We start from the raw sequence: 22,542 nt of genomic DNA, 5'->3' as shown, positions 1-22,542 counted from the left end.
ACCGTCGAAACCGGCCAGGCCTGGGCGAAGCCCGTCAGAGCCCGTCGCCAGCCGGCCGGCAAAGGCCAAAGGGCAAAGGGCAAAGGACGTCAAGAAAACCGCACGCCTCAAACAAGTACCGCTAAAGATGCGGCACCGACGCCGGCAAATCCCCATGCGGCGAGGACATAGGCTCGCCTTCCATATGACGCATCCCATGCGAGCACAGCAGCCGGTACAACGTGACGCGCGAAATGCCGAGTTCCTGCGCGGCGTCGCCCAGACGGCCGCGATGACGCAGCAGCGCCAACTCGATCGCCTGGCGCTCCGCCGCCTCGCGCGCCTGAGCGAGCGACACCGGCACGATTTCGACGTACTCCGCCAGTTCGAGGTCGCGCGCCGTGATCGCCCGACCCTCCGACATCACAATGGCCCGCCGCACCCGGTTGATCAGCTCGCGCACATTGCCGGGCCAGCCATAGTTATGCAGCGCCGCGATCGCGTCCGGCGCGAAACCGCGCAAACGGCGGCTCGCATCCTTCTTGAACCGTTCCAGCATGTGGCGCGCAAGGAGTTCGATATCCTTGCCGCGCGCACGCAGCGGCGGCTCGTCGATCTGCAGCACACATAGCCGGTGATACAGGTCGGAACGGAAACGCCCTTCGATCATCGCGGCGGTCATGTCGACGTGCGTCGCCGAAATGATGCGCACGTCCACGTCGATCGCGCCGTGGCCGCCGAGCCGCTCGACCTTGCGCTCCTGCAGGAAACGCAGCAGGCTCGCCTGGCTTTCGAGCGGCAGGTCGCCGATTTCGTCGAGAAAGAGCGTGCCGCCGTTGGCCGCCTCCACCCGCCCGATCTTGCGCTGATTGGCGCCGGTAAACGCGCCGCGTTCATAGCCGAATAACTCCGATTGCAGCAGATGCGGCGGGATCGCGCCGCAGTTGATCGGCACGAAAGGCGCATTGCGCCGCGCCGAGCGTTCGTGGATCGCGACCGCCGTCAGCTCCTTGCCGGTACCGGATTCGCCCGAGATGAACACCGGCGCGTCGGTCATCGCCACTTTGCGGATCGAGCGGAACAACGCGAGCATCGCATCGCACGAGCCGACCATTTCGCCTTCGGCGCCTTGCGAGCCGTCGTTCGACGCCGGTTCGCCCAGCGAGATCATGCCGTAAGCGTGCCCGACCGAATCGACGATCCGGTCGCCTGCATAGGGCACGGTCACATAGTCGAAACAATAATCGCGCACGAGCCGGCGCAATGCGGCGTCCTGTAATTGACCGGGCGTGGTGGCTGCCACCCAGCCGACGTTCGGCATGGTCAGGCAAGATTCGAAAGCGGCGATTTCGTGCGGCTGGAAATCGCTCGAGAGATCGAGCAGGCCGCCCGCCGCCATTCCGGCGCGAACCGCCCGGCGCACATCGCGCGCCGATCCGACGACTTCGACATGCCAGCCGCGCTGATGAAACCTGGTATGCAGTTCCGCGCTCGGGTCGCGTGAAACATAAATCAGTTGCCGCGTTGCGGATTCCATTATTCAGATCCTCTCGTCAACGAACGTTAAGGATGACGCACGCACCTGAACCGCGATTCAGACACGCTGACTCGTTCGGGATTCGCGAATAGCAAAACCCGAACGGCCATTCCATTCCGTGCGGACAGCTGATCCCCAAGAAAGCGGCGTGTGTGTTTGAGACGGCCTGTTATCGGCCTTTTTTAAATCTGAAGCTGTTTTCGAGAGCTTACTATACGCGCGCCGCTTGGAAAACAATTATGCGAATTTAATCCGGGACCTTTTACCAGCAAGGTCTGGCGGTCGATAACCAGTTATTCAGCCGACGAATAAAACAAAGTGGAAGCGCTTTCCTGACGTCCACGCGAAGGTAATTCGTATCGTCTGGATTAACGAATTATAGGTATTTTGTGCCGACCGTTTCAGCGTTGAAACGTTTTTGTCCGATTTCACGAAAGTTATTCCGAGGTTCGCAGCCCGCATGCCGTTGTATCAGGCGATTGCGAGCGATGGCACACGTTTCGCTAAATGCTATGCACCAAGGAGATACATCATGCGAATCGCTTTGCGCATCGATCCAATCAGATTTGCGCGGTGCGCCGCCCTGTGCGCGGCGATCGCTCTGATCGCCTTGCCCGCCGGCGTCCACGCTGAGACTGCGCAGGCGCAATTCGCCGATGCCGCCCACACCCCGCTCGCCGGCACGGAACGCAGCGCGACGCCGTCGACGGATTGGGCGACCGGCACAGCCACCGAATCCGGTCCGCTCGCCGCCAACGCGCCCGACACCGAATCCGTGAGCGCTATTTCGCTCGACGACCAGATGCTGTCGCGGCAACGCGGCGGCGCGGCCGGCATGGTGATGGTGGCGGCGACGCCGCAGTTGCTGCGCGGCAACAGCGGCGGCCGGGTGACGCTGTGGGACGAGATCGCGCCGCCGTTGCCGCTACCGATTCCGGTCGACGCCGCGCCGCAAGGCGCCGTTCATCGCGATCAATTGCGGCGCGATTCCGCATCATCTGCTGCAATCCGAAGTGTTCGGCTATGAGCGCGGCGCGTTCACGGGCGCTAATCGGCGCAAGATCGGCCGGGTCGAAGCGGCCGACGGCGGCACGCTGCTGCTCGACGAAATCGGCGATCTGCCGATCGAGAGCCAGGCGAGCCTGCTACGCTTTTTGCAGGAAGGCAAGATCGAGCGGCTCGGCGCACGCGAATCGATTCCGGTCGATGTGCGGATCATCTCCGCCACTCACGTCGACCTGGAAAGCGCGATGCGCGACGGGCGCTTTCGCGCCGACCTGTTTCACCGGCTGTGCGCGCTGCGCGTGGACGAGCCGCCGCTGCGGGGCGCGCGGCAAGGACATCGAAATTCTCGCGTCGCACATCCTGCACAAGTTCAAGACCGACAGCACGCCCAAGATCCGCGGCTTTACACCGTCCGCGATCGAGGCGCTCTACAACTACCACTGGCCCGGCAATGTGCGCGAGCTGATCAACCGCGTGCGCCGTGCGATCGTGATGGCGGAGAACAAGCTGATTTCCGCCGACGACCTCGCCCATTTCAGCGAGCAGCAGACCGTGACGCTGTCGCAGGCACGCGAGGCCGCCGAAAAGCGCGCGATCGAGGCGGCGTTGCTGCGCCATCGGCATCGGCTGAACGAGGGGCGGCGGATCTGAATATTTCGCGTGTCACGCTGTACCGGCTGATGGGTCAGCACGGCTTGCGCGAACTGAGCGGCGCCGAAGACAAGGCGGTCTTCGCCGCCGATGAGACGGCGCGACAATGACGCAGCCAGCCGGCGCGGGCGCGGGTGGCAAGAGCTGCGTGCGCGCGGGCGCGGGGGAACCGCCGGGCGGAGCGCGCCTGCGCGTCAGGTAGAATCGGTCCGGTTACGTTCCCCTTTCCACTCGATGACGACGCTCACCCTGATCGTCGCTCGCGCCAACAACGGCGTGATCGGCCGCGACAACCAGTTGCCCTGGCGACTGCCCGAAGACCTCGCGTTCTTCAAACGCACCACGATGGGCGCGCCCATCATCATGGGCCGCAAGACGCATGAATCGATCGGCCGGCCGCTGCCGGGACGCCGCAACATCGTCGTGACGCGCGATGCGACGCGCCGTTTTCAGGGCTGCGACGCCGCCACCACGCTCGAGGACGCGTTGCGCCTCGCCGCTCAGGATCAGGCGCCGGAAGCGTTTCTGATCGGCGGCGCGCAGTTGTACACGGAGGGATTGCGGCAGGCGGACAAGTTGATCATCACCGAGATTTCGGCGGACTTCGAAGGCGACGCCACGTTTCCCAAGCTCGACGACAACGAGTGGGAAGAAGTCGCGCACGAGACGCATCGCGCGGATGCGCCGAACGACTTCGACTATGCCTTCGTCACGTATAAACGCAAGCACGCCTGAGATCGTCCTGCTGCGAATCTGAAGCGTCGGGCGCCTTTGCACCAGACGTGACGAGGCGGCCCCCTAAAAAAAACGCCACGCAAAGCCTTGCGTGGCGTTTTTTTATCGCGGTGGCGGCCGCAACATGGCCAACCCCGCTGACCGCTTACTGCCCGGCGATCGTCATCCGTTCGATCAGCACCGAGCCGGTCTGCTTGGTGCCGCGCGTGATCGTATCCGCACCGATCGCGACGATATGGCGGAACATCTCCTGCAGCGTGCTCGCCACGGTGATCTCCTCGACCGGATACTGGATCTTGCCGTTCTCGACCCAGAAGCCCGACGCGCCGCGCGAGTAATCGCCCGTTACGTAGTTCACGCCCTGCCCCATCAGTTCGGTCAACAACAGGCCCGTGCCGAGCTTCTTCAGCATCGCTTCGAAATCGTCCTCGGCACGCGTGTTCGAGCTGCGCAACGACAGGTTGTGCGAGCCGCCCGCGTTGCCGGTGGTCTTCATGCCGAGCTTGCGCGCCGAATAGGTGGAGAGGAAATAGCCTTCCACCACGCCATCCTTCACGACCGAACGCTGCTGGGTACGCACGCCTTCTTCGTCGAACGGCGCGCTGCCCATGGCGCGCACCACGTGCGGATCTTCGACGACCTGCACGTGCGGCGCGAACACCGGCTTGCCGAGGCTGTCCACGAGAAACGAAGTCTTGCGATACAGCGCGCCGCCGCTCGTGGCCTGCACGAAGGCGCCGAGCAGGCCTGCCGCGAGCGGCGCCTCGAACAGCACCGGCACCTTGCGCGTATCGAGGCCGCGTGCGCCGATGCGCGAGAGCGCGCGTTGCGCCGCATAGCGGCCCACCGCTTCCGGGTCGGCCAGGTCGTCGGCGCTGCGCGTCGACGTGTACCAGTCGTCGCGCTGCATGTTGCGGCCGCTGCCGGCAATCGGCGCGCACGCGACGTAGTGGCGCGAGTACGGATAGCCCGCGAGGAAACCGCGCGAGGTGGCCAGAACGAACTGCGAGTGCTGCGCCGACACGCTCGCGCCTTCCGAATTCTTGATCTGCGGATCGGTCGCGAACGCGGCGTCTTCCGAGCGGCGGGCGATTTCGACCGCTTCGTCGGCGGAGAGATTCCACGGGTGATAGAGATCGAGATCGCGCGGCGCGGTTTCGAGCAGTTCAGCTTCGGCGAGCCCGGCGCAGTCGTCTTCCGCTGTGAAGCGCGCGATGTTGTACGCCGCCGCGACCGTGTCCTTCAGCGCTTGCGACGAAAAGTCAGAGGTGCTCGCGTTGCCGCGCTTGTTGCCGATGAACACCGTCACGCCGACCATCTTATCGCGGTTGTGCTCGATCGTCTCGACTTCGCCGCGCCGCACGGACACGGACAGGCCGTCGCCCTCGGAGATCTCGGTTGCCGCGTCGGTGCCGCCGAGCGACTTCGCGTGACGAAGGATGTCCGAGGCGATTTCCTTCAGTTCATCCTGGGTATGCGGAAAAAAGCGCTGCTTGACGTCCATGTCTGCTGCCATTGTCGTTGCCGTCCTGTTCGGGGCCGAGCGGCCCAAGGTGTTCGCACATGCCACGCCCATGCTCGTGCAGATGCGCGGTGGCGTGCGTGATGGTTGACGCATCCCGCGATCATAGCAAGGTACGCGCCGCCGTACCTGGCATTCGCGGGGGCTCGTATTCATCTGCTTGCGCGGCGACTGGTTCGCGGGTTGGAACGCATGCTGACCAAGGGCGAGTGAGGGGGCGGCCAAGGGATTTGCGCAGGTCGGTCGTGACTTGCCTGCCACCTGCTTCGGGCTGCGGCTTCGCCTGCCGCGAGGGCGTATCCACAGCCCCGGCGCGGGTTCGGCGGGCGCGGCACGCTACAATATCGGTATGACACGCAAAACCCGCATTCAACCCATCGAATCCGCTGCGCCGGAAGTCGACGAGAACGGTTACGACCGTCCCAGCAAGTCCCAGCTCAAGCGCGAGATGCACGAGCTGCAGGAACTGGGCTCGGCGCTGATCGCGCTGCCCAAAGACGCGCTTAAACGCATGCCGATGCCCGAAAAGCTCGACGACGCCGTGCGCGAAGCACGCCGCATCACCGACCACGAAGGCAAGCGCCGCCAGGTGCAATACGTCGGCCGCGTGATGCGCTCGCTGCTCGACGAGGAAACCGCCGCGCTGCGCACCGCGCTCGACACCTACAACGGCGTCAACAAGGCGGAAACCGCCAAGCTCCACTGGATCGAGCGCACGCGCGAGAAACTGCTCGCCGACGACGCCGCGCTGACCGAGTTCATCCGCCAGCACCCGAACGCCGATCCGCAGCAGGGCCGCACGCTGATCCGCAACGCCCGCAAGGAAGCGCAGCAAAGCAAGCCGCCGCGCTATTTCCGCGAGCTGTTCCAGTGGATCAAGAACGCGGACGGTCCGTCCGCGCAAAGCGATTCCGATGCCGACGACGCCCCGGAAGACGACGATGACGACCGCGACGAATAAACCCGCGCGCCGGCACCCCGACGAAATCGTGATCGGCCTCGTGTCGATCAGCGACCGCGCGTCGACCGGTGTCTACGAGGACAAAGGCATTCCGGCGTTGCAGGAATGGCTCGGCACGGCCCTGAGCTCGCCGTGGCAAGTCGTCACCCGTCTGATCCAGGATGACGCGCCCACCATCTCCGCCACGCTCATCGAACTGGTCGACGAAGTGGGCTGCGACCTGGTGCTGACCACCGGCGGCACCGGCCCGTCGCGGCGCGACGTAACGCCAGAGGCGACGCTCGCGGTCGCGACGAAGGACATGCGGGGTTTCGGCGAGCAGATGCGGCAGATCAGCCTGAATTTCGTGCCGACCGCGATCCTGTCGCGCCAGGTGGCGGTGATCCGCGAAACGGCGGAGCATGCGGCGCTGATCATCAACCTGCCGGGTCAGCCGAAGTCGATCAAGGAAACGCTGGAAGGTTTGCGCGATGCGGACGCGGGCGGAACCCGCGGTGCGGTGAAGGTGCCGGGCATTTTCGCGGCGGTGCCGTATTGCATCGACCTGATCGGCGGGCCGTATGTGGAAACCAACGCCGACGTGGTGAAGGCGTTCCGGCCGAAGAACGCGGTGCGCGCGCCCCGGCCGGCTTGACGCTAAAGACGCGAGCGTCGAGCGCTCATTCCGCGGCGGTGGTCGCGTCCGGCGCCGACGGGATCAGGAAGTGCTCGCGGTAGTACTTCAGTTCGTCGATCGACTCGTGGATGTCGGCCAGTGCCGTGTGCATCGCGCGCTTCTGGAAACCCTTGTAGATGGCGGGCTGCCAGCGGCGGCACAGTTCCTTCAGCGTGCTGACGTCGAGATTGCGGTAATGGAAGAAGCGCTCCAGGTCCGGCATCCAGCGCGCCATGAAGCGGCGGTCCTGGCAGATCGAGTTGCCGCACATCGGCGATTTGCCGGGCGGCACGTACTGCGCGAGGAATTCGCGAATCTGTTCGGTGGCGTCGGCTTCGCTGACCGTGGAAGCCTTCACGCGGTCGATCAGGCCCGAACGGCCATGCGTGTTCTGATTCCACTGATCCATTTTGGCGAGCGTCTCGTCGCTCTGGTGAATCGCCAGCGCCGGACCTTCGACCATCCTGTCGAGTGTCGAATTCGTCACCACCACCGCGATTTCGATGATGCGGTCGGAGTCGGGCTCGAGCCCGGTCATTTCCATGTCCAGCCAGACGAGATTCATGTCGCTGCGTACGAGCGGCGGCTGTTCGGTGGATGCGAGGATGTCAGTCATTGAGAGCAACCCTGATGGCCCGGCCGGCGGCTTCGTGGAAAGCCTGCCTGCCGCGGCGATGGTTCGTTTGAGATTGGTATGAGCGTTGGCTCGAGCCGGTCTGAAGCGGTTGGAATCGGTTCAAGGCCGGTTTAAGCGTATCTCCCGCCAGGAGGCGGGAACAAACATATAATTCTCGCATAGATACCACGGAATCCCCGGATGCCTACCCTGTACTTCACCGTTCTGTTCGTCATCGCCGTCGTGGCGATGGTCGGCACCAAACTATGGCTCGCGTCGCGGCAGATCCGCTTCGTCGCCGGCCATCGCGAGCAGGTGCCCAGCCAGTTCGCCGGCACCATCCAGTTGAGCGCGCACCAGCGCGCCGCCGACTACACCGTCGAGCGCACCCGCCTCACCATGATCGAAGTCGTCGTCAGCGCGGCCGTGCTGATCGGCCTCACGCTGCTGGGCGGCGTGCAGGCGCTCGATCTGGCGATCTCCGACTGGCTCGGGCGTGGCTACCTCGGCCAGATCGCTCTCGTCGCCGTCGTGATCGCGATCACCAGCGTGGTCGACCTGCCGTTCGATTACTACCGGCAATTCGTGATCGAACAACGCTTCGGTTTCAACCGGATGAGCAAGCGCATTTTCTTCCTCGACCGCATCAAGGGCACGCTGCTCGGCGCGGCGTTCGGTCTGCCGCTGCTGTTCGTCGTGCTGTGGCTGATGAACCAGGCCGGCAGTTTGTGGTGGCTGTGGACGTGGATCGTGTGGGTGGCGTTCCAGATGCTCGTGCTGGTGCTGTATCCGTCGTTCATTGCGCCGCTCTTCAACAAGTTCGAGCCGCTCAAGGACGAAGCGCTGAAAAGCCGTATCGAAGCGCTGATGAAGCGTTGCGGCTTCGCCGCCAAGGGTCTCTTCGTGATGGACGGCAGCCGCCGGTCGGCGCACGGCAACGCGTACTTCACCGGCTTCGGCGCGGCCAAGCGGATCGTGTTCTTCGACACGCTGCTCGCGCGTCTGTCGGGCAGCGAGATCGAGGCCGTGCTCGCGCACGAACTCGGCCACTTCAAGCGCCGTCATGTGATCAAGCGGATGCTCGTCACCTTCGCGATCAGCCTCGTGATGCTCGCCTTGCTCGGCTGGCTCTCGCAATGCGTGTGGTTCTACGAAGGGCTGGGCGTGCGGCCGTCGCTGATCGGCGGCAATAGCGGTCTCGCGCTGGTGCTGTTCTTCCTCGCGCTGCCGGTGTTCCTGTTCTTCGTCACGCCGCTCGGCAGCCTCAGCTCGCGCAAGCACGAGTTCGAAGCCGACGCGTTCGCCGCGACGCAGACCGACGCGCAAGACCTCGTCAACGCGCTCGTCAAGCTGTACGAGGACAACGCGTCGACGCTGACGCCCGATCCGCTCTACACCGCGTTCTACTACTCGCATCCGCCGGCGTCGCAGCGGATTGACCGACTGTTGCGGCACGCATGAGCCGCGCCCCGAAAACGCCGCGCGCGTCGGCCAGCACGCGCGTAGGCGGCCTCGTGGTGGCCGCGCATGGCCGCCACTATCTGGTCGCGCCCGAAGACGGCGGGCCGATGCTCCAATGCTTTCCGCGCGGCAAGCGCAGCGAGGTGGCGGTCGGCGATCGCGTGATTTACGAGCCGACCTCCGCGGATCAAGGCGTGATCGTCGAGATCGGCGAACGGCGCAATCTGCTGTATCGGTCGGATCAGTACAAGTCGAAGTTGTTCGCGGCCAATCTGGATCAATTGCTGATCGTGCTCGCCACCGAGCCGCATTTCAGCGAGGACCTGCTCGGCCGCGCGTTGGTCGCTGCCGAAGCGAACGAGTTAAAGCCGTTGATCGTGCTCAACAAGATCGACGTGACCGGCGCGCTGGAAGGCGCGCGCAAGCGCCTCGAGTCATATCGCGCGCTGGGCTACACGGTCGTCGAGGTGTCGATCAAGATGCAGCCCGAGGCCGCTCGCGTGGCCCTGGTCGAACATCTGCACGGCCATTCGACACTGCTGCTCGGCCAGTCCGGCATGGGCAAGTCGACGCTCGTGAACCTGCTGATTCCCGATGCCGAAGTCGCCACGCGCGAGATTTCGACCGCATTGAATAGCGGGCGCCACACCACGACCTTTACGCGGCTTTATCCGCTGCCGAACGTGGGCGACAGCAACACGGGCGGTGCGCTGATCGACTCGCCGGGATTCCAGGAATTCGGCCTGCATCATCTGACCGAAGGCCGGCTGGAGCGCGCGTTTCCGGAGTTCCGGCCGCTGTTGCCGAACTGCCGCTTTTACAACTGCCATCACTTGCACGAGCCGGGCTGCGCGATTCTCGAAGCGGTCGCCGATGGCCGAATCCGCCGCGAGCGGCATGCGCTGTATGCGCAACTCGTGCACGAAGCCAGCCAGATCGTGCGCTGACATGAAGCTGATGCGCGCGCCGAATCTGATCACCGGACAGCATTGGGTCAACGTGCTGGAGACCGCGGGCATCGCGTGCGAGTTGCACAACCGCTATCTGAACGGTGCGCTCGGCGATATTCCGGCAGATCAGTGCGCGCCTGAATTATGGCTCGTCGATGAACGCGACGAGGCCATGGCCCGGCGTTTGATCGACGCGGCTTCGCATGGACCGGCGGCGGACTCGCCTGGCTGGCGCTGCCGTCAGTGCGGCGAAATGCTCGAAGCGCAGTTCACGGTGTGCTGGCAATGCGGGACTGCGCGTGATCCGCTGGATGGGTGAGGGGTGCGGGCTTTGCGTGCGAAACGTCGGTTAGGTTGGTTAAGACGGCTTGCGCGTGGGTCGAAGGCAATAAAAAAACCGGGCGGTGCCCGGTTTTTTTATTGCGCTATGTTTGACCTGCCGCCATGCTCGCCTCAAGCCAGCCACACAGCGATGGTCAGCATCAGGAGCAGAATCATCCACAGCACGACCGCGCGCCACACCAGACCCACCGCCGATTGCAACGTGCGCGGCGTGCAGTCGTCGCCGACCTGCATTGGGCCGCCATCGCCTGTGGCGAGCGCGTCGAGGCTCGACGGTTCGGCCAGCGGCCCGCTCAGACGCGCGCCCAGCGCCCCGCTTCCCGCGGCCAGCAACACGCCGTCGTTCGCATCGGGCCACTGACGCGCATGATTGCGCCACGCATAAATCGCGTCCTCGAAATTGCCGACGATCGCAAAGCCCAGCGACGTCAAGCGCGCCGGCACCCAGTCGATCACGAAGAAGGCGCGGTGCGCGAAACTCGAAAACGCGGCGGTGCGTTCGTCGCCCGGGCGCGCCCATGCTCGCGCGAGATATTCGGCAATCCGGTACAGCACCGCGCCCGCCGGCCCAACCGGAATCAGGAACCAGAAGAACACGCCGAACACGTGGCGGTGCGAAGCGACCACCGCATGAATCAGCGTATGACGGACGATTTCGCTGACCGGCATGTCGACCGTTTCGAGCCCGGTCCATTCGTTCAGGATTTCGCGCGCGCGCGGCACGTCGTCGTTGTTCAACGCGAGGTGGATGTCGGTGAAGTAATGGCTGAACTGGCGGAAGCCGAGCGTGAAGTACAGCACCGCGACGTTCCACAGGAACGCCAGTGCGAAATGGATGTGATACAGCACGTAGTAGACGAGCGCGACGACCAGCGTCCAGGGCACCACCACCACGAGCCATGCGAGCAGGCCATGCCTGGGCTTGCCGGCATCGAATCCGTGCGCCGCCGACTCCGCATGGTATTGAAGCAGCGCAGACACCGGATTGTTCGGTGACAGCGCGCGTACCTGTTCAATGATCAGAGCCAGCAATACGGAGAAAAAAGTCATGCGATGCGCCGTGCTTTTTAAGTTTTTACGATTGTTTTATAACGATAGCACAGGGTCGGATTCGACTGAGCACCGACACTGACAAACACCCGGCAAGTGCACAGTCACGCGCAATTTGTGTGGTAACTCGCGCAACGACCCACACAGTGACTCATGCGGCGAGGAAGCGATACAGGTTGCGCAGCATCGCCGCCGTCGCGCCCCAGATGAAATGATGGCCGCCGACTTCGCCGCCGCCCTGCCCGCTCGGCTCCGTTGATTTGCTGCGCGGATACGGCATCGTGAAAAAGCGCCGCTCGCCGTCCTCATAACGGAACACGCGCACTTCGTGATTCGCCGGGTCCATCAGAAACGCGAGCGGCACTTCGAAGACTTCGGCCACTTCGAGCGTATCCATTTCCAATGCAAACGGCGGATGCACGAGACTGATCACCGGCGTCACGCAAAAGCCGGTGCCTGTCAGATAGTCGGGCAATGCGCCGAGAATTTCCACTCGCGACGGCTCGAGGCCCACTTCTTCCTGCGCTTCGCGCAGTGCAGTCGCAGTGGCATCGGCATCGAAGGGTTCCTGACGGCCGCCAGGAAAACTCACCTGTCCGGCGTGATCGTTCAGATGGTCGGCGCGCTGCGTGAGCAGCACGGTCAGTCCATGATTGCGGACCACCAGCGGCACCAGTACCGCGGCCACGCGCGGATCGCCCTGAGCATTGCGCCATGGCGTTTCGATTCTGGGCTCAGGCGTCCAGTCGAGATGCTGCTCGAAGCGGGTGCGCAGGCCATCAGGGGTGAGGCGCTCGGCGGCCACCGGCGGCAGATGGGCACCGGTTGCTTCGACGGGCAGCGTTTCAGGCTCAAAGACGGGGCGGGTCAACGGGTCTCTCGAATGAGCGGATAGGGGACATGCCGCTATTTTGACCTGGCAAACAAAAAAGCACCCACAAGGGGTGCTTTTTCTTACAGCATTTACGCCTGGGAAGCAGCGCGGTCTTTCGAGACCAGCTTTTCCTTGATTCGAGCCGACTTGCCCGAACGGTCGCGCAGGTAATACAGCTTCGCACGACGCACATCGCCGCGACGCTTCACGACGATGCTTGCCAGCAGCGGCGAGTACGTCTGGAACGTACGCTCGACGCCTTCGCCCGACGAAATCTTACGGACGATGAACGACGAATTCAGACCACGGTTACGCTTGGCGATCACGACGCCTTCGTAAGCCTGAACACGCTTACGCGTACCTTCAACCACGTTCACGCTGACGATCACCGTATCGCCGGGGGCGAATTCGGGGATGGCCTTCTCGCCGAGGACGCGCGCGATTTCTTCCTGCTCGAGTTTTGCAATCAGATTCATCACTGACTCCTAGATCCATCTTGTCGGCGTTCGTACCTGCCTCGCAGAAACTGCTCGGCTACGGCCCCGATAGAGGATGGGTTCACATCTGGCGCCGTACACGCATGTGCGGCGCCGCCTGGTGTCCGCTCGAAAGACCGCCGGCTTTACGCCTTCGACTCTTCCTTTGCGAGACTTGCAAGCCATGCCTCGTCGGCACGGCTCAACATCTTGTTCTTTCTGGCCTTCACGATCAGATCGGGCCGCTTGTTCAACGTATTGCGCAGCGCTTCACGCCGCCGCCACGTTTCGATTTCCGCATGATGGCCGCCGAGCAGCACATCGGGCACACGCACACCGTCGTATTCCTCGGGACGCGTGTAGTGCGGACAATCCAGCAGCACGTCGACGAAGCTGTCCTGCACCGCGGATTGCGAGTCGTTCAGCACGCCGGGCAACTGGCGCACAACCGCGTCCATCAACGCCATCGCGGGCAATTCGCCACCCGACAGCACGAAGTCGCCAAGACTGACTTCCTCGTCGACGACACGGTCGAGCAAACGCTGATCAATCGCTTCATAACGCCCGCACAACAGGATCAGACCGGGCTCGGCGGCGAACCGCATGACACGGTCGTGATTCAATGTGGCGCCTTGCGGCGACATCATCACGACGCGCGATGCGCCGATGCCCTGCTCCGCCTGCGCCGCTTTCGCGGCGCGGATCGCTTCTTCCAGCGGCTTCGCCAGCATCACCATGCCAGGGCCGCCGCCGTACGGACGATCGTCGATTGTGCGGTAGTTGTCGGTGGTGAAATCACGCGGATTCCACGTACGCAACCCATAGCGCTCCTGCTTCGCGGCACGGCTGGTGATACCCCAGTCGGTCAGCGCACGGAACATTTCTGGAAAGAGCGTCACGACATCGAACTGCATCGCTCTCTCCATTCAGCGAATGATTTTAGTAATCGGCTTCCCAGTCGACGATGATCTGCTTCGCCGCCTGGTCCACCGTTTTGACAAAGACGCCGACGAACGGGATCAAACGCTCGCCTGCGACCGGCTTGCCGTTTTTGTCGGTAGCCGGGTATTCGATACGCATCACCGAATGCGCACCGTTGTCGATCATGTCTGCAACCTTGCCGAGATTGACTCCGGCAACGTTCACCACATCCAGGCCGAGCAGGTCGACCCAGTAGAATTCGTCGGCGTCGAGGGCCGGAAATTCACTGCGGCTGATATAGACGCGCGAGCCGCGCAGTGCCAGCGCCACGTCGCGGTCAGTGACGCCGCCCAGATGGGCAACCACACTGTCGCTATGCGTTTTCGCCTGCAATGACGGCGCCGACTTGCGCTCATGGCCTTTCAACAGCCACCAGCGCTTCGCGCTCAGCAACGCGTCGCCGCCGTGCCCGGCATCCGCATGCGCGGCTACCTTGACCCAGCCTTTGAGGCCGTAAGCGTCGACGATTGCGCCGACCTCGACCGCATCGGCCGGCCAGCTTTCCACTGTTTCCGCGCGCATTTCTGCCGCAGCGGAGCCAGCTTTTGCAACATTGGCTTGCGCCTTGCCTTCGGCTCGTTCGACCGGTTTGCGGACGAATGCACCGAACGGCGCCTGATCAGACGTCTTCGCGCGCGCAGCTGTCGCTTTTGCCTTCACGCGCCCTAAACTGCCGGAATCACGCTCAGACATAAGAACACCTCGCTGCCAGCTTCGACGTCTGCTTCAGTAAACCAACTCGCGCATCGGACTGCTCACGCAAGCTGCGCGAGCCGCCGGCCGAACCGACGACGATACGCATGCAAGCTCCCATTAAGCAGCCGGCTGCGCCTTTTGCGCTTCCTTCACGAGACGCTCGACGGTCGGCGACAGTTGCGCGCCAACGCCTTGCCAGTACGTCAGGCGATCCTGAGCGATACGCAGGGATTCACCCTTCGTAGCGACCGGGTTGTAGAAACCAACGCGCTCGATGAAGCGGCCGTCACGACGGCTACGCGAATCGGTTGCGACGATGTTGTAGAACGGGCGCTTCTTGGAGCCGCCACGAGCCAAGCGGATGATGACCATACTAGAATCCTTGAAAACCGGGGTTCGGAACGACTGAAACACGCGATTATAGCGGGAAACCGACGCCATAACAAACACTTACCGGGACAAACTGAGCGACGGGGTTGCATCGACCATCCGGACGGGATCCTCGAATCGCGCCCAAACGCCCGAATTACCTAACGGAGAGCCCGTGAAACTCCTGCCGCCGACAGCGTTTTTGACCGCTTTTTTTCTCGTAGTCGTGTGGTTTGCCGGTCTCCCACGCACGTTGCGAAGCCGGGTTCTGCGCTATGCGGTGGCTGGGCTGCTTGCCGGCCAGATGCTGTCGGCGACCGCTGCGCTGACGGTCGAGCGTATCAAATTACCACCGGGCTTCCATATCGAGGTTCTGTCGGACGACGTGCCGAGCGCGCGCGCGATGGCGCTCTCGCCGAAGGGCATTCTCTATATAGGCAGCCTCGACGGGCGCGTCTATGCGCTCCAGTTGCAAAACGGCCGGGTGACAGGCCGCCACGTTATCGCTTCCGGCCTCGAATCGCCGGCGGGCATCGCGTGGCACGACGGCGCGCTCTACGTGTCGGCGGTGTCGAAGATTTTGCGTTTCGATGCGATCGACGCGCATCTGAACGATCCGCCCAAGCCCGCCGTCGTGATCGACACGCTGCCCAGCGAAATACATCATGGCTGGAAGTTCATCGCCTTCGGCCCGGACGGCAAGCTGTACGTGCCGCAAGGCGCGCCCTGCAACGTCTGCCAGAAAGACCGCGACCGCTTCGCGATGATCGGCCGTATGAATCCGGACGGGAGCCACTATGAAGTCATGGCGCGCGGAGTGCGCAATTCGGTCGGGTTCGCGTGGCATCCGATGACCCACGAACTGTGGTTCACCGACAACGGTCGCGACCTGCTAGGCGACGACGTGCCCGACGACAAGCTCAACCGTGCGCCGCGCGCCGGCATGGATTTCGGCTTCCCGTATTGCCATGGCGGCGACACGCCCGACCCGGAATTCGGCAAGGGCCATCCCTGCAGCGCATTTACACCGCCAGTGGCCAAACTGGGCGCACACGTGGCCGCGCTCGGCATGCGCTTTTACACCGGCTCGATGTTTCCGCCCGCGTACCGAAACAATGTATTCATTGCCGAGCATGGTTCATGGAATCGCAGCAAGAAGGCCGGTTACCGCGTTGTGCGGGTGATCGCCGATCCGGACGGCAGCAACGCGCGGCAGGAAGTCTTTGCCGAAGGCTGGCTGCAGCCCGGCGAAGCCGTCTGGGGCCGTCCCGCCGATGTCTTGCTGTTGCCCGACGGTTCCCTGCTAATCAGCGACGACTACGCAGGCGCGATCTATCGCGTGACGTACTCGGCGCCGTAGCCCGGCGGCGCCCGCTGCGAAGGCTCCCCCTCGCGCGGAAGGCACTCGCTCCCATCTCCCGCGAAAAGTCAGCCCCGCGCTGCCCCCCACAAAAAGCGTCCCGCTGCCCGAAAACGCGCGCCATTCACACCGCGATCCCTTATAGCCATCCACCTGCCCGCCACATGACCTTCGGGCCGCGGCGGGCGTAGAATGCGCGTCGGTCCGCGCCCAACGGCGCGCCGGTCCTTTTGACCGCCTGTCACTCTGCCCACGCCTACATGTCCACCCTTGTTTCGACTTCCCCGCGCTTCAGATCCAAGACGATTACCGCCGCGCTGGCGTTCCTGCTGGGCAGCCTCGGCGCCCACCGCTTCTACCTGTACGGCAAACGTGACATTTTCGGCTGGGCTCATCTGCTCGGCACGCTGATCGGCATTCCTGGCGTCATGCTGCTGGTGGCGAGCGAACGGGCTTCGATCCTCGGCTGGGTGCTGGCGTTTCTCGGTGCTGTTTCGCTACTGGCCGCATTTCTCGCCGCGATCGTCTACGGTCTGCGTCCGGACGAAAAATGGGACGCGCAGTTCAACGCGCAGACGCAACGCAAGAGCCGCTCAGGCTGGACCGTGGTGTTCATCGTGATCTTTTCGCTGCTGATCGGCGCGTTCCTGCTGATGACCGGCCTCGCCATTTCGTTCCAGACTTACTTCGAAAGTCAGGTGGAAGCGGCGAAAGCGATCTCGCAATGACTGGGCGCGCCGCGCTAAAAGAGCCTCAGTTGCGGATTGTCGCGCACCGGCTCTTCGGCCCGCGCCGGCTCGATGCGGCGAAAGTGCGACATGTCGAGAATGCCGCGGTCGCGCCGGTTCAAGCCCAAACGGCGCACGGCGTTGTGAAATCGCTGCTTGAGCAGATCCGCCCATAAGCCCTCCCCCTTCATTCGCGCGGCAAAGGAAGAGTCATAGTCCTTGCCGCCGCGCATATCGCGCACACGGCTCATCACGCGATCTGCGCGGTCGGGAAAATGCGCAGCGAGCCAGTCCTTGAACAGCGGCGCCACTTCCCACGGCAGACGCAGCACGATGTAGCTCGCGTTGCTCGCACCGGCCTCGGCGCAAGCCTCCAGCACGCGCTCCATGTCCGGCTCGGTGACGAACGGGATCACCGGCGCAATGCTGACGCCAACCGGAATGCCCGCCTCGCTCAGCGTACGGATCGTGCGCAGCCTGCGCGACGGCGTCGCCGCGCGCGGTTCAAGCGTGCGCGCGATTTCCGCGTCGAGCGTCGTGATGGTGATGGCCGCCATGAATTGCCCGCGCGCGGCCATGGGTGCGAGCAGATCGATATCGCGCTCGATCAGCGACGATTTGGTGATGGCCGCGAACGGCTGATGGCGTTCGCTGAGCACCTCGACCACTCGGCGCGTCAGGCGCAAGTCACGCTCGGCGGGCTGCCACGCATCCGTGTTGACGCCCAGTGCAATTGGCTCGGGAACATAGGACTTCTTCGACAGTTCCCGTTCGAGCAACTCGGGCGCATTGATCTTCGCGTAGATCCGGCTTTCGAAGTCGAGACCCGGCGACAGCCCCAGATAACTATGCGTAGGCCGCGCGAAGCAATAAATACAGCCGTGTTCGCAACCGCGATACGGATTGAGCGACACGCCGAACGGAATATCCGGCGACACGTTGCGCGTGAGAATGGATTTGGCGCGTTCCTCGAAGACCTGCGTGCGCAAGACTTTGGGCTCATCGCCTTCTTCGCCCCCGGCCGGCTGCCAGCCGTCGTCCACCGCTTCGCGCTGGTCGACTTCATAACGGCCTTGCAGGTTCGTCACCGCCCCGCGCCCCTTGCGAGGCGCGGGCGGTGCGATCGGAAATTCTCGAGCGGAAGGGGTATCGGAGTTAGCCACGGCCAAGGTCACGCAAAACAGAAAACGGCGCACAATACCTGTATAAATATACAGTATTTACGCCGTTTGTCGAGCCCACTGTCGTGACAAGGTGCCCGGCTAATCTCCTACCGCGATCGTCAGCGTTTCCTTGATCTCTTCCATCACCATATAGCTCTTCGACTGCACCGCGCCCGGCAATTGCAGCAGGATGTCCCCAAGCAGCTTGCGGTAGTCGGCCATTTCGCCGATGCGCGCCTTGATCAGATAATCGAAGTCGCCCGACACGAGATGGCACTCCAGCACCTCGGGAATCTTCTGCACTTCGCGTCGGAACTGGTCGAACATGTTGCCGCTCTTGTGATCGAGCGTGATCTCGACGAACACCAGCAGCGCCGCGCCCAGTTCGGCGGGATTCACACGCGCGTGGTAGCCGGTGATCACGCCGTCGCGCTCCATCCGTTTGACCCGCTCGATGCACGGCGTCACCGATAGCCCGACCTGCTCGGACAGGTCCTTCATGGCCATCCGGCCATCCTGCTGCAGCAGCCGCAGGATCTTGTGATCGAGTTTGTCGAGGGCTCGGACCGGCTGGCGCTGTGTACGCATGATGTTTTTGCTGAAAATTCTGAAAATACAATAACAAAACCTGCCTGACTGTTAATAGTATAGCGGTTAACACTGGGCGATCAGCGTTATACCTCGTGAATCGAATGAAACCGAACGAATCGACGAGCGCACGCCCTCCCACCCTCTTTGCAAGTATCCAGGAGCAGCTATGCGAGTCGTCGTTTTGGGCAGTGGCGTCGTCGGGGTGACGACCGCGTATTACCTGGCGCGCGCGGGTCATGAAGTGACCGTGATCGACCGCGAGGCCGGCCCGGCGCTCGAAACCAGTTTTGCCAATGCGGGGCAGATCTCGCCCGGCTACGCGTCGCCGTGGGCGGCGCCTGGCGTGCCGCTGAAGGCCGTCAAGTGGATGTTCCAGAAGCACGCACCGCTCGCGATCCGGCTCGACGGCACGCAATTCCAGTTGCAATGGATGTGGCAAATGCTGCAGAACTGCACATCGGCGCGCTATGCGGTGAACAAGGGCCGCATGGTCCGCCTCGCCGAATACAGCCGCGACTGCCTGCAGGCACTGCGCGCCGATACCGGCATCCAGTACGAAGGCCGCACCGGCGGCACGCTGCAGGTGTTCCGCACGCAGCAGCAATTCGACGGCGCCGCGAAAGACATCGCCGTGCTGCAGGACGCCAACGTGCCGTATGAACTGCTGTCGGCGGCCGAGCTCGCGCAAGCCGAGCCGGCGCTCGCCGCGGTCTCGCACAAGCTGACCGGCGGCCTGCGCCTGCCGGGCGACGAAACCGGCGACTGCCAGATGTTCACCACGCGCCTCGCCGCGCTGGCCGAGCAACTGGGCGTCCAATTCCGCTACAACACGCCGATCGACGCGCTCGCGATGGCCGGCGACCGGGTCGCCGGCGTGCAATGCGGCGGCGAACTGGTGCGCGCGGATTCGTTCGTGGTCGCGCTGGGTTCGTATTCGACCCGATTCCTCACCGGTCTCTTGAAGATTCCGGTCTACCCGCTCAAGGGCTATTCGATCACCGCGCCGATCGTCGACGAAGCGGCCGCGCCGGTGTCCACCGTGCTCGACGAGACCTACAAGATCGCGATCACGCGTTTCGACAACCGGATTCGCGTCGGCGGGATGGCGGAGATCGTCGGCTTCGACAAGTCATTGCGCGAGGCGCGCCGCGCCACGCTGGAACTGTGCGTGAACGACCTGTTCCCGGGCGGCGGCGATACGTCGAAGGCCACGTTCTGGACCGGATTGCGTCCGATGACGCCGGACGGCACGCCGATCGTCGGTCGCACGCCGGTGGCGAACCTGTTCCTGAACACGGGTCACGGCACACTGGGCTGGACGATGTCGTGCGGCTCGGGCCAGTTGCTGGCCGACGTGATGTCGGGCAAACAGCCCGCCATCAAGGCGGACGACCTGTCGGTACACCGCTATCTCGGCGAGACCGGCGGCGCGCATCGGCCGGCCTATGCCTGAAGCCGAACGTCAGGCGCCTCGTCGCTTGACGCTCGGCAAGCAGTCGCCAGTCGCGCCGATCGATCATCGCGCGCGCACCGCTGCAATAAAAGCAAACGGCGCCTTATAAGGCGCCGTTTGCTTTTCCAGGCCGGCGCATCCGGCCAGGCGTGTCGCGTCAGAACTGATCGTCCGACAAAGCCAGCACGCTCTCCCCACCCTTCGCACTGACAATCGACGTTTCGAGCGCCGCTGCCTGCGGCAGCACGTGCTCCGCATAGAACTGCGCGGTCGCGATCTTCGCGCCATAGAACGCCGGATCTTCTTCGCGTTTGTCGGCCGCCACGAGCAGCGCGCGCGCCATCTGCCAGCCGCCCAGCACGATGCCCGCGAGTTTGAGATAAGGCACGCTGCCGGCGAACACCGCATTCGGATCGCTCTTCGTATTCGCCAGCACGAAGTCGACCGCCGCACTCAGCGAACGATGGCCCTGCGCCAGATACCGCTTCATCGAGTCGAACGCCGGGTCCTGCTTAGTGCCGAGCGCATCAACCGTTGCGGCGATGTCCGCGAGCAGCGACTTCGCCACCTTGCCGCCGTCACGCACGGTCTTGCGGCCGATCAGATCATTGGCCTGGATCGCGGTCGTGCCTTCGTAGATCGGCAGAATGCGCGCGTCGCGGTAGTACTGCGCGGCGCCGGTTTCTTCGATGAAGCCCATGCCGCCATGCACCTGCACGCCGAGGCTCGTCACGTCGATCGACAGTTCAGTGCTCCAGCCCTTCACGATCGGCACGAGGAATTCGTAGAGCGCCTGATGCGCGGCGCGCGTCGCGTCGTCCGGATGAAGATGCGCGATGTCGCAATGCGCGGCGGCAACGTAAGCCAGCGCGCGCGACGCTTCGGTGAGGCCGCGCATCGTCGCGAGCATGCGGCGCACGTCCGGGTGCTGAATGATCGCGACCGACTGTTTCGCGGAGCCATCCACCGGGCGGCTTTGCACGCGATCCTTCGCGTACGCGACGGCCTTCTGATACGCGCGATCCGAAATGCCGACGCCCTGCATGCCCACCGCGAAACGCGCTGCGTTCATCATGATGAACATGTATTCGAGGCCGCGATTTTCTTCGCCGATCAGATGACCGATCGCACCGCCGTGGTCGCCGAACTGCAGCACCGCGGTCGGGCTCGCCTTGATACCGAGCTTGTGCTCGATCGACACGCAATGCACGTCGTTGCGCTCGCCGAGCGACCCGTCTTCATTGACGAGAAACTTCGGCACGATGAACAGCGAAATGCCCTTCACGCCTTCGGGCGCATCCGGCGTGCGCGCCAGCACGAGATGGGCGATGTTCTTCGCCATATCGTGCTCGCCCCATGTGATGAAGATCTTCGTGCCGAACAGCTTGAACGAGCCGTCGCCCTGCGGCTCGGCGCGCGTGCGCACCAGCGCGAGATCGGAGCCGGCCTGCGGCTCGGTCAGGTTCATCGTGCCAGTCCATTCACCGGAAATCAGCTTCGGCACATAGGTTTGCTTTTGCGCTTCGGTGCCGGCGGTGAGCAGCGCTTCGATCGCGCCGTCGGTCAGCAGCGGACACAGCGCGAAAGACAGGTTCGACGCGTTGAGCATCTCGACGCAGGGCGTGGCGATCAGCTTCGGCAAACCTTGGCCTTCATAGTCGAGCGGGTGCGGCACGCCTTGCCAGCCGCCTTCGGCGAACTGGCGGAAGGCTTCCCTGAAACCCGGCGTCGCAGTGACGACGCCAGCCTTCCAGCTGCTCGGGTTGCGATCGCCCTCGACGTTCAGCGGCGCCAGCACTTCACCGCACAGTTTCGCCGACTCGTCGAGCACGGCCTGAGCCGTGTCGAGGTTCGCGTCCTCGAAACCCGGCAGTGTCGCGATGCTTTCGAGACCGGCCAGTTCTTTCATCACGAACAGCATGTCCTTGATGGGCGCCGTGTAGCTCATTCTGGTTCTCCTCCTGTCTAGATAAAAAAAGGGCGCCGGACTTGATCGGTCCCGCGCCCTTCGTGTGCGCCCAGACGCCTTGTACCCGGCGCTGTGGCGCTGCGGCGATTAGCCGAGCTCGCTAACCAGTTCCGGCACGAGGGTAAACAGATCGCCCACCAGACCATAATCGGCGACGCTGAAAATCGGCGCTTCCGGGTCCTTGTTGATCGCGACGATCACCTTCGAGTCTTTCATGCCGGCCAGATGCTGGATCGCACCCGAGATGCCGACGGCCACGTACAGTTGCGGCGCAACGATCTTGCCGGTCTGGCCGACCTGATAGTCGTTCGGCACGAAGCCCGCATCGACTGCCGCGCGAGAGGCGCCCAGCGCCGCGTTCAGCTTGTCGGCCAGCGGCTCCAGAACTTTCGTATAGTTCTCGCCATTGCCCAAACCA

23 protein-coding genes and 1 pseudogene are annotated in these 22,542 nt (G+C 63.6%); 11 read left to right on the top strand and 13 right to left on the bottom strand.

The features are described from left to right. Positions 1–121 precede the first annotated feature (121 nt). Positions 122–1,516: a sigma-54 dependent transcriptional regulator gene (locus PQQ53_RS17260; protein WP_408147022.1), complete on the bottom strand. Its 1,395-nt coding sequence runs from the start codon at positions 1,514–1,516 to the stop codon at positions 122–124. Between the two features lie 532 nt (positions 1,517–2,048). Between PQQ53_RS17260 and PQQ53_RS17255 the strand changes: the two genes are divergently transcribed. From PQQ53_RS17255 to PQQ53_RS17245, 3 genes and pseudogenes are all read left to right on the top strand, one after another. Beyond that, complete coding sequence (locus tag PQQ53_RS17255) at positions 2,049–2,543, top strand: hypothetical protein (protein WP_408325034.1); 495 nt, start codon at positions 2,049–2,051, stop codon at positions 2,541–2,543. Beyond that, positions 2,464–3,282 (top strand): annotated as a pseudogene (locus PQQ53_RS17250) (sigma 54-interacting transcriptional regulator); the annotation flags it as partial. The gene PQQ53_RS17255 and the pseudogene PQQ53_RS17250, both read left to right, overlap by 80 nt. 124 nt (positions 3,283–3,406) lie before the next feature. Continuing rightward, entirely contained in the window at positions 3,407–3,907 is a 501-nt protein-coding gene (locus tag PQQ53_RS17245; RefSeq protein ID WP_408147018.1) for a dihydrofolate reductase, read from the top strand. Positions 3,908–4,052: 145 nt separating this feature from the next. Here PQQ53_RS17245 and pmbA read toward each other — a convergent pair whose 3' ends face one another. Continuing rightward, a complete protein-coding gene (pmbA, locus tag PQQ53_RS17240; RefSeq protein ID WP_408155189.1) occupies positions 4,053–5,423 on the bottom strand; it encodes a metalloprotease PmbA in 1,371 nt (456 codons plus the stop codon). Positions 5,424–5,778: 355 nt separating this feature from the next. Between pmbA and yjgA the strand changes: the two genes are divergently transcribed. Together yjgA and mog are read left to right on the top strand one after the other, a co-directional pair. Next, complete coding sequence (gene yjgA, locus PQQ53_RS17235) at positions 5,779–6,390, top strand: ribosome biogenesis factor YjgA (protein WP_408147014.1); 612 nt, start codon at positions 5,779–5,781, stop codon at positions 6,388–6,390. Then, positions 6,371–7,024, top strand: a complete 654-nt coding sequence (gene mog, locus PQQ53_RS17230) for a molybdopterin adenylyltransferase (RefSeq protein ID WP_408325032.1) — start codon at positions 6,371–6,373, stop codon at positions 7,022–7,024. The genes yjgA and mog overlap by 20 nt, the downstream gene beginning before the upstream one ends. A 25-nt stretch (positions 7,025–7,049) precedes the next feature. Here the strand turns inward: mog and orn are convergent, their stop codons facing one another. Next, positions 7,050–7,661: an oligoribonuclease gene (gene orn / locus PQQ53_RS17225; protein WP_408325031.1), complete on the bottom strand. Its 612-nt coding sequence runs from the start codon at positions 7,659–7,661 to the stop codon at positions 7,050–7,052. Between the two features lie 201 nt (positions 7,662–7,862). Here orn and PQQ53_RS17220 point away from each other — a divergent pair, with 201 nt between their 5' ends. Genes PQQ53_RS17220 through PQQ53_RS17210 form a run of 3 tightly spaced genes read left to right on the top strand, consistent with a single transcriptional unit; the run spans position 7,863 to position 10,391 of the window. Then, positions 7,863–9,122, top strand: a complete 1,260-nt coding sequence (locus PQQ53_RS17220; RefSeq protein ID WP_408147008.1) for a M48 family metallopeptidase — start codon at positions 7,863–7,865, stop codon at positions 9,120–9,122. After that, a complete protein-coding gene (rsgA, locus tag PQQ53_RS17215; protein WP_408155195.1) occupies positions 9,119–10,069 on the top strand; it encodes a ribosome small subunit-dependent GTPase A in 951 nt (316 codons plus the stop codon). Before PQQ53_RS17220 ends, rsgA begins: the two co-directional genes overlap by 4 nt. Position 10,070: 1 nt before the next feature. Continuing rightward, positions 10,071–10,391, top strand: coding sequence for a putative signal transducing protein (locus tag PQQ53_RS17210; protein WP_408155197.1), 321 nt, complete (start codon positions 10,071–10,073; stop codon positions 10,389–10,391). 134 nt (positions 10,392–10,525) lie between these two features. Here the strand turns inward: PQQ53_RS17210 and PQQ53_RS17205 are convergent, their stop codons facing one another. The 6 genes from PQQ53_RS17205 to rpsP form a co-directional block, all read right to left on the bottom strand. Then, positions 10,526–11,464: a CobD/CbiB family protein gene (locus PQQ53_RS17205; protein WP_408147002.1), complete on the bottom strand. Its 939-nt coding sequence runs from the start codon at positions 11,462–11,464 to the stop codon at positions 10,526–10,528. 151 nt (positions 11,465–11,615) lie between these two features. Beyond that, positions 11,616–12,335 carry an NUDIX hydrolase gene (locus PQQ53_RS17200; RefSeq protein ID WP_408147000.1) on the bottom strand — a complete coding sequence of 240 codons (720 nt, stop codon included), beginning with the start codon at positions 12,333–12,335 and terminating at the stop codon, positions 11,616–11,618. A 92-nt stretch (positions 12,336–12,427) separates the two neighbouring features. Beyond that, positions 12,428–12,814 carry a 50S ribosomal protein L19 gene (rplS, locus tag PQQ53_RS17195; RefSeq protein ID WP_408146998.1) on the bottom strand — a complete coding sequence of 129 codons (387 nt, stop codon included), beginning with the start codon at positions 12,812–12,814 and terminating at the stop codon, positions 12,428–12,430. Between the two features lie 146 nt (positions 12,815–12,960). After that, a complete protein-coding gene (gene trmD / locus PQQ53_RS17190) occupies positions 12,961–13,728 on the bottom strand; it encodes a tRNA (guanosine(37)-N1)-methyltransferase TrmD (protein ID WP_408325029.1) in 768 nt (255 codons plus the stop codon). 25 nt (positions 13,729–13,753) lie between these two features. Next, positions 13,754–14,488: a ribosome maturation factor RimM gene (gene rimM, locus PQQ53_RS17185; protein ID WP_408325027.1), complete on the bottom strand. Its 735-nt coding sequence runs from the start codon at positions 14,486–14,488 to the stop codon at positions 13,754–13,756. A gap of 120 nt (positions 14,489–14,608) precedes the next feature. Next, complete coding sequence (rpsP, locus tag PQQ53_RS17180; RefSeq protein WP_013090118.1) at positions 14,609–14,863, bottom strand: 30S ribosomal protein S16; 255 nt, start codon at positions 14,861–14,863, stop codon at positions 14,609–14,611. Between the two features lie 172 nt (positions 14,864–15,035). On the opposite strand from rpsP, the gene PQQ53_RS17175 reads away from it, so the two are divergent. Both PQQ53_RS17175 and PQQ53_RS17170 read left to right on the top strand, forming a co-directional pair. Next, a complete protein-coding gene (locus PQQ53_RS17175) occupies positions 15,036–16,220 on the top strand; it encodes a PQQ-dependent sugar dehydrogenase (RefSeq protein ID WP_408325025.1) in 1,185 nt (394 codons plus the stop codon). Positions 16,221–16,480: 260 nt separating this feature from the next. Continuing rightward, positions 16,481–16,948, top strand: a complete 468-nt coding sequence (locus PQQ53_RS17170; RefSeq protein WP_121315366.1) for an NINE protein — start codon at positions 16,481–16,483, stop codon at positions 16,946–16,948. 14 nt (positions 16,949–16,962) lie between these two features. On the opposite strand, the gene PQQ53_RS17165 is transcribed toward PQQ53_RS17170, so the two are convergent. After that, the gene (locus tag PQQ53_RS17165) at positions 16,963–18,111 is read right to left on the bottom strand and encodes a PA0069 family radical SAM protein (protein ID WP_408146988.1); all 1,149 of its coding nucleotides are present in this window, start codon (positions 18,109–18,111) and stop codon (positions 16,963–16,965) included. A gap of 99 nt (positions 18,112–18,210) precedes the next feature. Next, a complete protein-coding gene (locus PQQ53_RS17160; RefSeq protein ID WP_408146986.1) occupies positions 18,211–18,699 on the bottom strand; it encodes an Lrp/AsnC ligand binding domain-containing protein in 489 nt (162 codons plus the stop codon). 169 nt (positions 18,700–18,868) lie between these two features. Here PQQ53_RS17160 and PQQ53_RS17155 point away from each other — a divergent pair, with 169 nt between their 5' ends. Then, entirely contained in the window at positions 18,869–20,155 is a 1,287-nt protein-coding gene (locus tag PQQ53_RS17155; protein ID WP_408146984.1) for a D-amino acid dehydrogenase, read from the top strand. 157 nt (positions 20,156–20,312) lie between these two features. On the opposite strand, the gene PQQ53_RS17150 is transcribed toward PQQ53_RS17155, so the two are convergent. Together PQQ53_RS17150 and PQQ53_RS17145 are read right to left on the bottom strand one after the other, a co-directional pair. Continuing rightward, positions 20,313–22,103, bottom strand: coding sequence for an acyl-CoA dehydrogenase (locus PQQ53_RS17150; protein ID WP_408325023.1), 1,791 nt, complete (start codon positions 22,101–22,103; stop codon positions 20,313–20,315). A 108-nt stretch (positions 22,104–22,211) separates the two neighbouring features. Beyond that, the coding region (locus tag PQQ53_RS17145; RefSeq protein WP_408325021.1) for an electron transfer flavoprotein subunit alpha/FixB family protein at positions 22,212–22,542 on the bottom strand (331 nt) is incomplete at its 5' end.

The sequence above is a fragment of the Paraburkholderia strydomiana genome (assembly GCF_046030495.1).
Taxonomy (GTDB): domain Bacteria; phylum Pseudomonadota; class Gammaproteobacteria; order Burkholderiales; family Burkholderiaceae; genus Paraburkholderia; species Paraburkholderia strydomiana_A.
The sequence above is the reverse complement of the archived record's forward strand: the minus strand, read 5'-3'. Positions and strand labels throughout refer to the sequence as shown.